The organism is Mesorhizobium xinjiangense, assembly GCF_009749525.1.
Lineage (GTDB): Bacteria > Pseudomonadota > Alphaproteobacteria > Rhizobiales > Rhizobiaceae > Mangrovimarina > Mangrovimarina xinjiangensis.
The window spans coordinates 411,404-426,501 of record NZ_WOAC01000001.1; the positions used below are offsets into that span (position 1 = coordinate 411,404).

At 65.0% G+C, this 15,098-nt stretch carries 17 protein-coding genes; 12 read left to right on the top strand and 5 right to left on the bottom strand.

Annotated features, from left to right (window positions below; all coding sequences use genetic code 11):
• Positions 1-9 precede the first annotated feature (9 nt).
• The 5 genes from odhB to lpdA are packed head-to-tail and all read left to right on the top strand — an operon-like array spanning position 10 to position 4,352.
• Positions 10-1,278, top strand: a complete 1,269-nt coding sequence (gene odhB, locus GM909_RS02075; protein ID WP_157014519.1) for a 2-oxoglutarate dehydrogenase complex dihydrolipoyllysine-residue succinyltransferase — start codon at positions 10-12, stop codon at positions 1,276-1,278.
• Between the two features lie 20 nt (positions 1,279-1,298).
• Positions 1,299-1,913: a LysE family translocator gene (locus GM909_RS02080; RefSeq protein WP_157014520.1), complete on the top strand. Its 615-nt coding sequence runs from the start codon at positions 1,299-1,301 to the stop codon at positions 1,911-1,913.
• Positions 1,914-1,969: 56 nt separating this feature from the next.
• Entirely contained in the window at positions 1,970-2,395 is a 426-nt protein-coding gene (locus GM909_RS02085; protein WP_157014521.1) for a VOC family protein, read from the top strand.
• Positions 2,392-2,910 carry a hypothetical protein gene (locus tag GM909_RS02090; RefSeq protein ID WP_157014522.1) on the top strand — a complete coding sequence of 173 codons (519 nt, stop codon included), beginning with the start codon at positions 2,392-2,394 and terminating at the stop codon, positions 2,908-2,910. Before GM909_RS02085 ends, GM909_RS02090 begins: the two co-directional genes overlap by 4 nt.
• A 35-nt stretch (positions 2,911-2,945) precedes the next feature.
• Positions 2,946-4,352: a dihydrolipoyl dehydrogenase gene (gene lpdA / locus GM909_RS02095; protein WP_157014523.1), complete on the top strand. Its 1,407-nt coding sequence runs from the start codon at positions 2,946-2,948 to the stop codon at positions 4,350-4,352.
• A 105-nt stretch (positions 4,353-4,457) separates the two neighbouring features.
• Here the strand turns inward: lpdA and GM909_RS02100 are convergent, their stop codons facing one another.
• From GM909_RS02100 to GM909_RS02115, 4 genes are all read right to left on the bottom strand, one after another.
• Entirely contained in the window at positions 4,458-4,796 is a 339-nt protein-coding gene (locus GM909_RS02100; RefSeq protein WP_157014524.1) for a hypothetical protein, read from the bottom strand.
• A 217-nt stretch (positions 4,797-5,013) separates the two neighbouring features.
• A complete protein-coding gene (locus tag GM909_RS02105) occupies positions 5,014-5,223 on the bottom strand; it encodes a hypothetical protein (RefSeq protein ID WP_157014525.1) in 210 nt (69 codons plus the stop codon).
• 134 nt (positions 5,224-5,357) lie between these two features.
• On the bottom strand, positions 5,358-6,443 hold the full coding sequence (locus GM909_RS02110; protein WP_157014526.1) for a TraB/GumN family protein: 1,086 nt from the start codon (positions 6,441-6,443) through the stop codon (positions 5,358-5,360).
• 62 nt (positions 6,444-6,505) lie between these two features.
• Positions 6,506-7,459 (bottom strand): tyrosine recombinase XerC, encoded by a 954-nt coding sequence (locus GM909_RS02115; protein ID WP_157014527.1) that lies wholly within the window; start codon positions 7,457-7,459, stop codon positions 6,506-6,508.
• Positions 7,460-7,563: 104 nt separating this feature from the next.
• On the opposite strand from GM909_RS02115, the gene rimM reads away from it, so the two are divergent.
• Complete coding sequence (rimM, locus tag GM909_RS02120) at positions 7,564-8,130, top strand: ribosome maturation factor RimM (protein WP_157014528.1); 567 nt, start codon at positions 7,564-7,566, stop codon at positions 8,128-8,130.
• Positions 8,127-8,828, top strand: a complete 702-nt coding sequence (trmD, locus tag GM909_RS02125) for a tRNA (guanosine(37)-N1)-methyltransferase TrmD (protein ID WP_157014529.1) — start codon at positions 8,127-8,129, stop codon at positions 8,826-8,828. The genes rimM and trmD overlap by 4 nt, the downstream gene beginning before the upstream one ends.
• Positions 8,829-8,838: 10 nt before the next feature.
• Here the strand turns inward: trmD and GM909_RS02130 are convergent, their stop codons facing one another.
• Positions 8,839-9,588: a sulfite exporter TauE/SafE family protein gene (locus GM909_RS02130; protein ID WP_157014530.1), complete on the bottom strand. Its 750-nt coding sequence runs from the start codon at positions 9,586-9,588 to the stop codon at positions 8,839-8,841.
• Positions 9,589-9,926: 338 nt separating this feature from the next.
• On the opposite strand from GM909_RS02130, the gene rplS reads away from it, so the two are divergent.
• From rplS to GM909_RS02155, 5 genes are all read left to right on the top strand, one after another.
• Positions 9,927-10,439 carry a 50S ribosomal protein L19 gene (gene rplS, locus GM909_RS02135; protein WP_157014531.1) on the top strand — a complete coding sequence of 171 codons (513 nt, stop codon included), beginning with the start codon at positions 9,927-9,929 and terminating at the stop codon, positions 10,437-10,439.
• Between the two features lie 465 nt (positions 10,440-10,904).
• Positions 10,905-12,389: a lipopolysaccharide biosynthesis protein gene (locus tag GM909_RS02140; RefSeq protein WP_157014532.1), complete on the top strand. Its 1,485-nt coding sequence runs from the start codon at positions 10,905-10,907 to the stop codon at positions 12,387-12,389.
• A gap of 47 nt (positions 12,390-12,436) precedes the next feature.
• Entirely contained in the window at positions 12,437-13,444 is a 1,008-nt protein-coding gene (locus tag GM909_RS02145; RefSeq protein ID WP_157014594.1) for a polysaccharide pyruvyl transferase family protein, read from the top strand.
• Positions 13,445-13,534: 90 nt separating this feature from the next.
• Positions 13,535-14,143: a sulfotransferase family protein gene (locus tag GM909_RS02150; protein ID WP_157014533.1), complete on the top strand. Its 609-nt coding sequence runs from the start codon at positions 13,535-13,537 to the stop codon at positions 14,141-14,143.
• Between the two features lie 26 nt (positions 14,144-14,169).
• Positions 14,170-14,979, top strand: coding sequence for a galactosyl transferase (locus GM909_RS02155; RefSeq protein ID WP_157014534.1), 810 nt, complete (start codon positions 14,170-14,172; stop codon positions 14,977-14,979).
• Positions 14,980-15,098 lie beyond the last annotated feature (119 nt).

The following is a 15,098-nucleotide window of genomic DNA, read 5'->3' on the forward strand; positions in this document are numbered from 1 at the left end:
AACAGAACAATGGCAACCGAAATCCGCGTACCGACCCTCGGCGAATCGGTCACAGAAGCGACGATCGGAAAATGGTTCAAGCAGGCGGGCGAGGCGGTCGCGGCCGACGAGACGCTCGTCGAGCTGGAGACGGACAAGGTCACGCTGGAAGTGCCCGCGCCGGCTGCCGGCACGCTGGAGGAGATCTCGGTCAAGGAAGGCGACACCGTCGAGGTGGGCGCACTTCTCGGCATGATCGCAGAAGGCTCGGGCGCGCCGGCGGCGAAGAAGCCGTCGGAAGGCAAGGACGCGGTGGCTCAGGCGAGCAGTGACGGTGATGCCGGGCGTTCGGCGGAAGCGGCGGAAAAGCCCGCCAAGGCCGACGGCGAAGGCAAGACCGCCAAGGGCGACATGCCGCCCGCCCCGTCGGCCGCCAAGCTTCTGTCTGAAGCCGGCATATCCGCCGACCAGGTCGATGGTTCGGGCAAGCGCGGACAGGTGCTGAAGGGCGATGCGCTCGACGCCATTGCCAGGGGCACGGCCTCCTCGCCGGCCGAGCAGCCGAAGGTGGCGCGCGCGCCGTCGCCGGCCGAGGACGAACCGCGCGAGGAGCGCGTGAAGATGACGCGCCTGCGCCAGACCATCGCGCGGCGCCTCAAGGACGCGCAGGCGACCGCCGCCATGCTGACCACCTTCAACGAGGTGGACATGACGGCGGTGATGGATCTGCGCAAGAAATACAAGGACCTGTTCGAGAAGAAGCACGGCGTGAAGCTGGGCTTCATGGGCTTCTTCACCAAGGCGGTCACCCATGCGCTCAAGGAGATCCCGGCGGTCAATGCCGAGATCGACGGCACCGACATCATCTACAAGAATTTCTGCCATGTCGGCGTGGCCGTCGGCACCGACAAGGGACTTGTCGTGCCGGTGGTGCGCGACGCCGACCAGATGGGCATTGCCGAGATCGAGAAAGAGATCGGCCGGCTTGGCCTGGCGGCGCGCGACGGCAAGCTGTCGATGGCCGACATGCAGGGCGGCACCTTCACCATCTCCAATGGCGGCGTCTACGGCTCACTGATGTCGACGCCGATCCTGAACGCCCCGCAGTCGGGCATCCTTGGCATGCACAAGATCCAGGAACGGCCGATGGTCGTCGCCGGCGAGATCAAGATCCGCCCGATGATGTATCTGGCGCTCTCCTACGATCACCGCATCGTCGACGGCAAGGAAGCCGTGACCTTCCTGGTGCGCGTCAAGGAGAGCCTGGAGGATCCCGAGCGGCTGGTGCTCGATCTCTGATCGCCGGGTAGGCCTGCCTCATGAGCCCCGATTTCCTCATCACCGCGCTGATCGTCGTCCTGGTGCCGGGCACCGGCGTGATCTACACGGTGATGACGGGGCTTTCGGCCGGACGGCGGGCGAGCGTTGCCGCGGCGCTCGGCTGCACGCTGGGCATCCTGCCGGCGATCCTCGCCTCGGTCGCGGGACTGGCGGCGATCCTGCACACGAGCGCCGTTCTGTTTCAGGCCTTGCGCTATGCCGGGGCGGCCTATCTCCTCTATCTCGCTTGGCGAACGCTGAGGGAAAGCGGGCCGATGCAACTCGGCAAGCGCGGCAAGGGAACGGCCGCGTTCCTGCCGACCGTCAGGACGGGCTTCCTCATCAACATCCTGAACCCGAAACTGTCGGTCTTCTTCCTCGCGTTCCTGCCGCAATTTATCGATCCCGGGGCGCCGTCTCCCGTCTTGCAGATGCTTTTCCTGGGCGGCGTCTTCATGGTCATGACATTTGCCGTCTTCATCCTTTATGGCGCAGCCGCCGCAATGGCCGGCGCGCGGTTGCTGGAGAACGGAGCGGTGATGAAGTGGATGCGCCGAACAGTGGCCGGCGTATTCGCCGGCTTCGGCCTGCGGCTGGCATTGACCGAACGCTGAACCGTCCGACGGTCAGGCGCAAACGACTGCCGGTCGCGGAACGAAGGAGATCAGACATGGCCTTCGAACCCAATGTCCCACCCGTCCAGGTCCATCTGTGCGTCAAGGGCGGCAAGGCGGCGATCGCCTGGTATGAAAAGGCGTTCGGCGCGGTCGAGAACTTCGAGCAGATGGCCGAGGACCAGGAGCGCGTGCTGCATGCCAATCTTTCGCTCTTCGGCACCGAGATCATGCTGCACGACGAGTTTCCCGAATTTTCGCCCGACGTCCTGTCGCCCGTCACCCGGGGCGGCGCCGGACTGGCGATCAACGTCAATCTGGCGACGCCGCAAGAGGTCGATGCGATCGTTGGGCGCGCCGTGTCGGAAGGCGCGGCGGCGACGATGCCGGTGGCCGACCAGTTCTGGGGCGCGCGCTATGGCAGGGTGCGCGACCCGTTCGGCCATGTCTGGGCTTTCAACGCGCCGCTGAAGAAGGGGTGATCGCGGTGGGGCGCGGCGTCAGACACATCATCACAGGAACGGCCGTTCTCCTCGGCGCATGTCTCCCCGCGGCTGCACATGCCGCCTGCCCGCAAGAGCTGGCCGTCTATTCGCAGCCACATGGAGACGCGGCGATCGACTTCCGCCCCGCCATGCGCGGCGGAGCCGAGATGGCGGCGTTCAGGCTCCTTCTGGGTCAAGGCATCGTTCTCGACGGAAGCGTCATCCGGCATGAACAGGCGGGCGGCCGGTCTTACGGTCTGGTCGCGCAGGATTGCCCGCACGGCGACGCAACGGGGGCGGAGCTCGACGCCTGCATCATCTGGCAGGGCGCCCTTTATGGAGTGGATGACAAGGGGGAAATCGGACCGCTGCCGTCTCGGGGCAAGCCGGCGGCCGAACGACTGCTGTTGGCCGATCTCGGCCCGGCCGTCGGCAACTCGCGTCTTTACGCGGAGGGCGGATTGGACCGCCTTCCATGGGATGTATTTCAATTGAGCGGCTGCCAGGAATAGGCGCCGATCCAGAACGGAACTGAAAGGAATGAAGCATGGCGTATGATGTTGTCGTGATCGGAGGCGGACCGGGCGGATATGTCTGCGCCATCAAGGCTGCGCAGCTCGGTCTGAAGACGGCGGTGGTGGAGAAGCGCGCCACCTATGGCGGCACCTGCGTCAATGTCGGCTGCATTCCCTCCAAGGCGCTGCTTCACGCCTCGGAAGTCTTTGCCGAGGCCGGCCATTCCATCGCCGCGCTGGGCGTCGAGGTGGGCAAGCCGAAGCTCAATCTCAAGCAGATGCTGGCCCACAAGACGCAGACGGTCGAGCAGAACACCAAGGGGCTCGATTTCCTGTTCAAGAAGAACAAGATCGATGGCTTTCACGGCACCGGCAAGATCGCCGGCAAGGGCAAGGTCGTCGTGACGAAGGATGACGGCACGACGGAAGAGATCGAGACCAAGAACATCGTGATCGCGACCGGCTCCGATGTCGCCGGCATCCCCGGTGTCGAGCTGACGTTTGACGAAAAGGTCATCGTGTCGTCGACCGGCGCGCTCGATTTCGAAAAAGTGCCCGGCAGCATGGTCGTCGTCGGCGGCGGGGTCATCGGCCTCGAACTCGGCTCGGTCTGGTCGCGGCTCGGCACGAAGGTGACCGTCGTCGAATTCCTCGACACGATCCTCGGCGGCATGGACGGCGAGGTCGCCAAGCAGTTCCAGCGCATGCTGGCCAAGCAGGAGATCGACTTCAAGCTGGGCTCCAAGGTGACCGGGGTCGAAAAGACCAAGAAGGGCGCCAAGGTGACTTTCGAGCCGGTCAAGGGAGGCGATGCGGAATCCGTCGAGACCGATGTCGTGCTGGTCGCCACGGGGCGCAAGCCATTCACGGAGGCGTTGGGTTGCGAGGAAGCCGGCATCCTGCTCGACGATCGCGGCCGCGTGAAGACGGACAGCAATTTCCGCACGTCAGTGGAAGGCATCTACGCCATCGGCGACGTGATCGCCGGCCCTATGCTGGCGCACAAGGCGGAGGACGAGGGCGTGGCCGTGGCCGAGATCCTCGCCGGCCAGGCGGGCCATGTGAATTACGACGTCATCCCGAGCGTGGTCTATACGAGCCCGGAAGTCGCATCCGTCGGCAAGACGGAGGAGGAGCTGAAGAAGGACGGCGTGGAATACACGTCCGGCAAGTTCCCCTTCTCGGCCAATGGCCGGGCGCGCGCCTCGCTGCATACGGACGGCTTCGTCAAGGTGCTTGCCGACAAGAAGACCGACCGTGTTCTGGGTGTCCACATCGTCGGCTTCGGCGCCGGCGAGATGATCCACGAGGCGGCGGTGCTGATGGAGTTCGGCGGGTCTTCGGAGGATCTGGCGCGTACCTGCCACGCGCACCCGACCATGTCGGAAGCGGTCAAGGAGGCAGCACTCGCCACTTTCGCCAAGCCGATCCACATGTGAGGCCGACTGTCGGCCACTGCCGCCGGCGATGCCAAAGCGAAAAGACCGCACCCTTCCAGCGGTGGTGCGGTCTTTCACAGCATGGTGCAGCGAGAGGGAACCGGTTCAGTTCGCCGGCGCCGGCTGGACGGGCTCTGCCGGATCGTTGAGGTCGAGCGGCGGTATCGCCTGCTCGCCGGGCTGTGCCTCCCGCTCGATCGATCCCGTCGTCATGCGATGGTCGCTCTGTGCGGGGGCCTGAGCCTGAACCTGTGGCTCCCGTTCAGGGCCGGGGCCGCCGAGAAGGGCAAAGGCAAGCACGCCGAGAACGACGAGCACCAGCGCCACGGCCGCGCCGTTCAGGCTGCGGCCTCGACGGAGAGCAGGCTTCCGCCGGACAGAGGCCGGCGGTTCATGCGGATTGCCCAGGCCCACGGGGTCGGGCTTCCTGTCGTGGTCAGTCATCACGATCTCCATGCAGTGTGCGGATTCTGGCGCATCACACCCCACGGCAGCAACACGGGAAATGTGTCGCTGCCAGCGTGGTTGCATCACGAGTGAAGTCCGCCCTTCTTTGTCCGTGATTCCGCGCCTTTCAGTCGCGGCAGGCCCTCGCGCGGCTGCCGCAGCGCAAAAAAGTGCCCGGCTCGAAGGCCGGGCGCACCCCTGGAAGTTATTGCTGTCAGTCGTCCGGTGCTTCAGCCGGGCGTTCCGAATCCGGTTTGACGATCGAAGCCGTCGTCAAGCTCTTGTCGGGCGTGGAGATCGGTTCAACATCGCTGCTGGCAACCGACATGTTCTTCTCTCCGTGCGCCGTCTTGTGAAAGTCGCATGCCTGAGCGGCAGAAAGCGACAATCCGAGCGCCCCCGCAAGGATGAGCAGATGTTTCATGCCGACATTCCCTTTTCAGGATCCCCGTTTCAGGATCGATGGATCGACGAAAGGCGAACGCCGAAAGGCTAGCAGAGCCTCGGCGCCGCGCCAAATCACGCTTTGCGTGAACGCGCCTTGCCGGCCGCAACCTGTCAGGTGCCGGGGGACACGGAATAGCCTTGGCGGCGCAGGACTTCCACCAGGCCCTCCTCGCCCGGCAGATGCAGCGCGCCGACGGCGATGAAGGCGCCGCCCTTGTCGATCAGCGGTGCGGCGTTTTCGGCCATGGTTCGGTTGCGCGCCTTGATCAGGCGCTCCTCGAACGCCGCATAGCCGGGACCGTCGGTCTCCTCGTTCGGCAGGACGGAACGGAAAAGCGGCCATATCATGCCGATCTCGCCGGCGGCGTAGAGCCGGATCATCGTCTCCATCACATCGTCCATCCGTCCGCCGAGCCTGAGCGTGTCGACGAGGCCTTCGATGTGGAACTCCATCGGCAGCGACGCCATGGCCTGCAATTGGCCAACGGCCGTTTCGAGCCCGGCGAGCGACTTGCCCTGCTGCTTGGCCTGCCTGGCCAGCTTGGCGTCGAGAATGGCGGCGCCCTCGGCCTTGCGGGCGAGTTCGCAGGCCGGCAGGGTGACGAGTGCCGTGAGCATCCACGGCTTCATGCGCTGAACGCTTGCCGGCGGCACGCCGCGCGCTTCCAGGGCTTGTTCGACGAGCTCTCTGTCCGCCGCCGAAAGGCGCGAAAACAGCGTCTCGTCACCCGTATACATGGTGAGCTCGGGATGCTTCATCATCGCCGCCATCATGGCTTTCTGGTCGAGGATCTCGGTCGTTTCCACGACGACGGTCTTCGACGCCTCGAATGCAGCGCCCGCCTCCTCGGGCAACTGGGTCACTCGCGGATCGGTCATATGCATGGTGCCGAAGAGCCAGGAAGGCTCAGTGCCGGCCTTCTCGACCTTCCACAAGAGCCCGCGCCCGTTGGGGGTCGCTGCGGCCTCGGCGTGAATGGCGGCGAGCGCGTCGGGATCGTTGCGCTCCAACTGCGAGACAAGGTCTTCGCCGGTGCATTCGCCGTCGGCCGCATGGGCGTTCGAAGCCGCCAATGAGGCAACCAGCAGGAAGCCCAGGAAGAAGAGCGTGTTGAGGACTGCGAGGACCCTGAGGGCGAGCGTCGTCGCCGGTTCGCCGATATCGTGCGTCGGTGCGTGGATGCGATGGTCGTACATGCTGCAATGATAGCGTGAAAAAGCGGCGAAACCGTTAATCCGCGCGTGAAGTTTGGTGCGTTTCAGGCCCGCGGGTGGGCTGCCTGATAGACGTCGAGCAGGCGCTCGGTGTCGACGCCGGTATAGACCTGCGTCGTCGACAGGCTGGCATGGCCGAGCAGTTCCTGGATGGTGCGCAGATCGCCGCCGCGCCCGAGCAGATGGGTGGCGAAGGAATGACGCAGCGCGTGCGGCGTGGCCGAATCGGGCAAATCGAGCGCCGAGCGCAGCCGGCGCATCTCGCGCTGGACGATGGCCGCGGCGAGCGGGCCGCCGCGCGCGCCGCGAAAAAGCGGCGTGCCGCTTTCCAGGCGCCACGGGCACAGGCGCCGGTACTCGGCCACCGCTTGACGCGCCACGGGCAGCAGCGGCACGAGCCTGGTCTTGCCGCCCTTGCCGGCGATGCGCAATGTCTCGCCGGCGCCTGCGTCGAACAGGCCCGGCGTCAGGCCGAGCGCTTCGGAAATGCGCAGGCCGCAGCCGTAAAGCAGCGTCAGCACGGCGGCGTTGCGCGCCGCGATCCAGGGTTCCTCGGCGGTCTGCTCGTCGTTCGACACGACGCGCCTTGCATCCTCGGCGGTCAGCGGCCGCGGCAGCGATTTCGGCTGTTTGGGCGAGGCGAGCGCGGTGGCCCCGGCCGCGTTGGCAACCCCTTGGCGCTCCAGATGCCGCAGAAAGGAGCGGATGGCGGCCAATCCGCGCCCAAGGGTGCGGGCGCCTGCGCCGTCGCCGCGCCGCCAGGCGAGAAAGGCGCGCAGGTCCGCCGCGCGCAGATCGGCGATGTCGGACAGGCCGGGCGGTCCGCCGCGATGGCCGGTCAGGAACTGCAGAAACTGCCGCGTGTCGCGCTCATAGGCTTCAAGCGTGTTGGCCGCCAGCCGGCGCGCGCCGGCAAGGCCGGCCAGCCAGTCTTGGCGCGCGGCAAGAAGATCGGGCTTGCCGGGAATGAGGAATTTTTCAGTCGACGGTTTGGCCACGTGCCGAATGTCTCCCTGTCGCGGTACAATTGTCGCCCGCGACGGTTAGCGTCAGGTGAATGGGCGCGATTGATATAATGGCCCGACCGCAATAGAGCAGAGCGATGACAAAACCAGACAATCCGGTCGAGATGGGCGTGATCGGCGCCGCGCACGGCATACGCGGCGAGGTGCGGGTGAAGTCGTTCACCGACGATCCGCTGGCGCTCGGCGATTACGGCCCGCTTTTGAGCGAGAATGGCCGGGTTTTCGTCATCGCGCAGATCCGGGCGCAAAAGGACGTTGTGGTCGTGCGTTTCGAAGGGGTCGATGACCGCAATGCGGCCGAAGCGCTCAACGGCACGCGGCTGTTCGTCGAGCGCGCGGCCTTGCCGGAAGAACTCGACGAGGAGGAGTTCTACCATGCCGATCTGGTCGGCCTCGACGTGCTCGACGAGACGGGCGCGCTTGTCGGCAAGGTCAAGGCGGTGCAGAACTTCGGCGGCGGCGACATCGTGGAGATCGTGGGCGCGGGACGCGCGAGCGTGCTCGTGCCGTTCACGCGGGCTGCCGTTCCGACGATCGACATTGCGGCGGGCAGGCTCATCATTGATCGAAAGGCGGCCGGCCTGCTCGATGACGAGGACGAGGAAACCGGTGCCGGTGCCGGCCCGGGGAAAGGCGCTCGATGAGCTTTCGCGCTTCAGTGCTCACGCTTTATCCGGAGATGTTTCCGGGCGCCCTGGGCCTGTCGCTTGCCGGGCGGGCGCTGGAGCGCGGCGACTGGTCGCTGGAGACGCACCAGATCCGGGATTTCGCCACCGACCGCCACCGCAGCGTCGACGATACGCCGGCGGGCGGCGGAGCCGGCATGGTCATGCGGGCCGATGTCCTGGCGCGTGCCATCGATCACGCCGCGCCGGCCGGCGACACGCGGCCGAAGCTGCTGATGAGCCCGCGCGGCCGGCCGCTGACCCAGGCGCGCGTGCGCCAGTTCGCCGAGGGACCGGGAGCGGTGATCGTGTGCGGGCGTTTCGAGGGCGTCGACCAGCGGGTCATCGAGACGCGCGATCTGGAGGAAATCTCGATCGGCGACTACATCCTTTCGGGCGGCGAGCCGGCCGCACTGGTGCTGCTCGACGCGGTCGTCAGGCTGTTGCCCGGCGTGATGGGCAATGCGGTCTCGGGCGAGGAGGAAAGCTTCGAAAGCGGCCTGCTCGAGCATCCCCATTACACGCGGCCGCAGGAATTCGAAGGCCGCTCCATCCCCGAGGTTCTGACCTCGGGCAATCATGCCAAGATCGCCGAATGGCGGCGCGAAAAGGCGCGCGAATTGACCGCGCAGCGCCGTCCCGATCTCCTGCACCGGGGCGACCCGTCGTCTCGATGACCGTATAAGCTCAGCCGGTCACCGTGTAGTATCCGGCCAGGAAGAGGCCGAAGGCCACGACGAAGCCGCGCACCACCGTCTGCGGCACCCGTCTGGCCGCCCAGACACCGGTATAGCCGCCGCAGGCGACGCCGGGCACGATGAAGGCAACCTCGCGCCAGGCAACCACGCCGCCGGAGACGAAGACGGTAATGGCGACCGCGGCGATGACGATCGACAGCATATTCTTCAGCGCATTGAGACGGTGGTAATCGCCACGTTCGGTGATGCCGAGCGTCGCCAGCATCATGATGCCCATGCCGGCGCCGAAGAAACCGCCATAGACGGCGGTGAGGAACTGGACGATCCGGCCGGTGATTGCATGGACCGGGCCGGCTTCGTCGCGCGGTTTCGGCTTCAGCCACGGGCCGGCGGCAAAGAGCGCCGTCGCGGCAATCAGGAGCCATGGCACCATGGCGCGGAAGGAGGGATTGTCGAGCGCCAGCAGAACGAGCGCGCCCATCAGGGCGCCGAGGGCGGAAAGTCCACATAGGAGAAGTGCGCCGCGCCACATGCCGGCAATGTCGCGCCAATAGGCGATCGTCGACGTGATATAGCCGGGTATCTGGGCGATCGAAGAGGAGGCATTGGCCGAAATGGGCGCGACGCCGATAAGGCTCAGCGCGCCGAACGAGATGAAGGTGCCGCCGCCGGCGACGGCATTGATGGCGCCGGAAAGGAAACCGGCGAGGAAGAGGAGACTGGCCGCGAGGAGTGTCACGATAGTGTGGTGGAGATGGACTGGAAGGATGCGTGAAGAAGAGAGCCCGGCGTTTAGACAGTCACCGTGACTTAGGCAAGGGGCGCAACGCGCGCGGATCGTTGGGCCAGGCCGAGACTGTCGGCGAATTTCTCCGCGAGCAGGTGACAAAGGCGGCAAAAGCGTGTAAGTGCCCGCGCGAAGCCGAATGATCGGCCTTTTGAAACCGTCAACAAATGCGGTGCAATCGTCCCTGCCTCGTCGCCCGTCCGGGTGGTGCGGCATAGCCCAGCGGTCCAGGAACTGCAGGCGAGCGTCGGGCGCTCTGGCTGTCGAGAAGCAAGAAGAGGTTTGAAGCGATGGACATCATCCGTCAGCTCGAGGCCGAGCAGGCCGCCAAGATCGAAGCGCAGCGCAAGCTGCCGGAATTCTCTCCCGGCGACACGGTGCGCGTTCAGGTGCGCGTCACCGAAGGCAAGCGCACCCGCATCCAGGCCTATGAAGGCGTGTGCATCGCGCGCTCTGGCGCCGGTCTGCACGAGAACTTCACCGTGCGCAAGATTTCCTACGGCGAGGGCGTGGAGCGCGTGTTCCCGGTCTATTCGCCGCTCGTCGAGGGCGTCGAGGTCGTGCGCCGCGGCAAGGTGCGGCGTGCCAAGCTCTATTACATGCGCGGCCGGCGCGGCAAGTCGGCACGTATCTCGGAGAACACCGGCGTGCGTGCGCGCAAGCTGAACGAAGCCGAGCGCGAGGCGCTGGCCGCCGAAAAGGCGCGTCTGGAGGCTGAGAAGGTGGCAGCGGCCGAGGCTCTGGCAGCCGAGAAGGCTGCGGCAGAAAACGCAGCCGCAACGGCGGAGAACGCCACCGAATAGGCGGCCGTCGGATCAGAAATTGCTTAAAAGGCGGCTTCGGCCGCCTTTTTTCGTTGGCGAGGTGAACGTGCGCGCCGACCCGAACGCAATGACGGCCGTGCATCGCCGGTGTGCCGATCCGGCGATCATTCTCGCGTTGGCCTTATGCTTGAAACCAACCGTGATTGGGCGTCTATTGCAGTGCAGCATGGGCGCATCTAGATTGCCTCGGCTTCGGCCGCCGACCTGATGGCAAGCACTTTCCAACAGGCGCGGGCCAACAGGCGCGGGCCAACAGGCGCGGGCCAACAGGCGCGGGCCAACAGGCGCGGGAATGACTGGTTGCCGGTGCTGCCAGTTCTCAGTGGAGTAAGATTTGGCATCGGCGGACCCCGCTTTGACGATTGTTGCATTCGCAAGACCCGCTTTCCAGGCGGCACGTCGCCCGGCTTGTTCGCGGCGCACCGCCATTGCCCGATTGGCAACATGACCAGCATCACCGGGCGGCTGATCAAGGGAAGCATGTGGCTGGGCCTGTCGCGAGCGATCGTGAACGGGCTGGGCGCCTTGAGCACAATCATACTGGCCTGGTATCTGGCGCCGTCCGATTTCGGTATCGTTGCGCTGGGCATGACGATCCTCATGATCGTCTCGACCGTCACCGAACTGTCGCTCGCCCAGGCGCTGATTCGTCACAAGGCGCCCGAGGAATCGCATTTCAGCGCCGCCTGGACGCTCAACGCCGCACGCGGCTTGATCCTCTGCCTGCTCTTTGCCGTTTGCGCCTATCCGGCATCCGTGGTGTTCGAACAGCCCGAATTGTTCGGCGTCATGCTTGCCTTGGGCTTCAGCATGCTGTTGAGCGGCCTGACCAATCCGCGCCTGATCACCTTTCAGCGCCGGCTGATCTTCTGGCAGGAATTCATCGTCAGCGTCTCACAGAAGCTCGCCGGCTTCATCGCTTCGCTGGCGATTGCGATGATCTATCACAGCTATTGGGCGCTCGTGGTCGGAACGCTCGTGACCCAGGCGACGAATGTCGCCGTTTCCTATCTGGTGCTGCCGTTCCGGCCCAGGATCACCTTTCGGCACATGAGGGAATTCTTTTCCTTCTCGGCGTGGCTCACGGCGGGCCAGATCGTCAATACGCTCAACTGGCGCTTCGACTACCTGCTTGTCGGCAAGATGCTCGGCGCGCCGGCGCTCGGCTACTATTCCTTCGGCAGCAATCTCTCGATGATGGCGACCCGCGAGACGACCGCGCCGCTCACCCTGACGATCTATCCCGGCTTCGCCAGCATTCGCGACGACGCGCCGCGCCTTGCCGCGGCTTACCAGCGCGCCCAGGCGCTGGTCACCGCCGTCGCGCTGCCGGCCGGCATCGGGGTTGCGGTCGTCGCGGATCCGCTCGTCAGATTGGCGCTGGGCGAGAAATGGTTGCCCATAATCTTCATCATCCAGGCGCTTTCCTCCGTCTTCGCCCTGCAGACGCTGGGCTCGCTCGTCCAGCCGCTCGGCATGGCCAAGGGGGAGACGCGGATGCTGTTCATACGCAGCGCCCAGATGCTGCTCGTGCGGGTGCCCGTCATGGTCATCGGGCTGATGCTCTACGGGCTGCACGGCATCGTCATCGGCCGCGTATTCACCGGGCTGGTCGGCGCATTCATCAACATGCTGCTCGTGCGCCGCTTCACCGGCGTCACGGTGATGAAACAGCTTTGGGTGAACATACGCGCACTGGCCAGCGTCGCCGTCATGGCGGCAGGCGTGTCCTTGGCGTCGGCCTATCTGCCGCAAACGGCCGGCAGTGCCGAACTCGCGCTTCACCTTGCGATCCTCGTTGCGCTGGGGGCGGCGCTCTATTGCGGATCGAGCCTTGTGCTCTGGCTGTTGATGAAACGGCCAGACGGACCCGAAACGGAGATCCTGAAGATCATGAACAGGGTCGTTACCAAATTTCGCCACGCGTGAGTGTTGCCATGTCCAGCCAATCCGACCAGCCAACCCGTTTACGAGAAATGCCCCCACCATCACATTTGGATTTGATCTCCAGCCTGCAAGGCACGATTCGCGATTGCCTGAAAGACTGTATCTCCGGCGACGAACCGGTGGCGATGGTCGACTTCCCGAACTATCGCAATGTCGGCGATTCGGCGATCTGGCTGGGCCAGATGGCCTATCTTTCATCGCAGTTCAACAAGACGCCGTCCTACATGTCGGCGTTGCACGACTTTTCCCATGACGCGCTCGACGAGGCGATGCCGTCCGGGCCTATCCTCATCACCGGGGGCGGGACGTTCGGCGACATCTGGCCGGCGCACCAGGAACTGCGCGAGAGCATTCTGGAGCGTTGGCCGGGCCGTCCGGTCGTGCAGTTTCCGCAGTCCATACATTACAGGTCGATGGAGCATGCCGACCGTATGGCGCGCGCAATTGCGCGCCACAAGAATTTCGTGCTGCTGGTGCGCGACGAGCCGTCGAAAGAATTCGCAGAAAAGCACTTCGATTGCCAGGTGCGGCTTTGTCCCGACATGGCCTTCCACATCGGTCCGATCGAGCCGTTGTCCGCGCCGCGCGTCCCCGTGCTGGCAATGCTGCGCACGGACCAGGAAAAGGCGGCGCAATACGACCTGACGGCCTACCGCGATGTCCCGGTGGAGGACTGGATCACCGAATCGCGCACCGGCATCCGCATCGCCAAGGCGCTCGGCGTGGCGAAGGCTGCCGCATCCCTGGATGCGGAGCGTATCAAGCAGGCCAAGTTCGACGCGGCGGCCAAGGCGAGGCTCCGGCGCGGCATCCGGCAGATCTCGCGCGGGCGGGCCATCGTGACCGACCGGCTGCACGTTCACATCTGCGCTCTGCTGCTCGGGCGGCCGCATGCCGTACTCGACAACAGTTACGGCAAGGTGCGGCGCTTCATGGACGCATTCTCGGGCGGAACGGCGCTGTCGCACAGGGCAACGTCATTCGACGACGCGATCGATTGGGCGCGCAGCCAGGCCGCACATGAAGCCGGTGCGTGAAGGGGCGGGCGGGGTGCAGGCGCGGCGTCTGGTGCAGGAGCATAATGCCGCGGCGTAATTCCAACACGATGCAAATGGAGGACAAGGAGGATGTCCAAGATCATCGGAATAGGTTGGGCGAAGACCGGAACGACGACGCTCGGTCATTGCTTCACGATCCTGGGCTACGACCACCAAAGCCAGGATCTGAGCCTCGTCGAAGGCATTCGCAAGGGCGACCTGTCGGCAATCATGGCCCGGGCGGAACAAAAGGAGTCGTTCGAGGATTGGCCCTGGATCATCCTGTATCGCGAACTGGACCGGGCCTTTCCCGGTAGCCGCTTCGTTCTGACGGTGCGGGATGCCGACAAGTGGATCGGCAGCTACACCAATATGTTGGCCAACAAGGGAATCGCCTCCGACGAGACGAACAGGATCCGCGAGACATTGTACGGTCTGCCGTTTCCTGACGTGACCAAAGCGCAGCTTGTCGAACGCTACCAAAGGCACAATGACGACGTGAAACGCTACTTTCGCGATCGTCCCGACGATCTACTTGTTGTCGACTGGGAAGACGGCTGCGGCTGGAAGGAGCTTTGCGATTTCCTGGGCCGCGAAATCCCCCGCCAGCCCTTCCCCCATGCGAACAGGGGCAGATATTCGGCGCAATCGCCGATGCGCCGCCTGTTCGCCAAACTGACCGGGCAGCCGGTCCAATAACGCGCCGTCTGCAGAGGCTGAATTTCATGACACTGCTTACCTTCATCGTTCCGGTGCGCCATCAGGACAATGCCCGTGATTGGGATCTTCTCCGGACGAACCTGGCCCAGACCGTCAGATCGATCTCGAACCAGACCAATGGCGACTGGCGCGGTCTCGTCGTGGCGAACCAGGGTGCGGATCTTCCCGACCTGCCGGACGGCTTCGATGTGGTGCGCGTCGACTTCCCGCCCAACGACATGCACGAGATGGGCGCGGCCAGTCTCGACGAGGTGTATGAGGCGTTTCGCGCCGACAAGGGGCGCCGCGTGCTCATGGGCATGCTCGCCGCGCCGGACAGTCGCTATTTCATGATCGTCGACGACGACGACTTCGTCAGCTCTCGCATCGTCCAGCACGTGGCGGACGACCCCGAGGCGAACGGATGGACCATCGAACGCGGCTATATCTGGGACGATGGCGGCAAGATCCTGCTCGAATACGACGGATTCGACCGTGTGTGCGGAACCTCGCTGATCGTCCGCGCGGATCTTTACGGCGTTCCCGACCGGTTCGAGGATGCCTCGCTCGACTGGATCAAATCCATGCTGGGCAGTCACGTCCGCATCGCCGACATCCTCGCCGAGCGCGGCACGCCGCTGGCGGCGCTGCCGTTTCCCGGCGCCGTCTACCGCGTCGCCCACAAGGGCTCGCACAGCCAGGCGCCGAGCCTGCTGGTGAAATATTTCCTGAGCCGCGAGGCAATGAAGCGGCCGCGGCGGCTGCTGCGCAATCTGGGCCGGCTCCGGCTGATCGGACAAGCGCAGGAACGCGAGTTCTTCGGCAAGGCCGCATAGAGCAATCTCACGAGACGTGGAAACCGATTCTCCAGCCCGTGAAGAACGGACGTTTGCGGCTGGCCATTCTTGCATGCGCCCGGTAACCGGATACATTCGCCGCCGGAGCACGGCGGTCT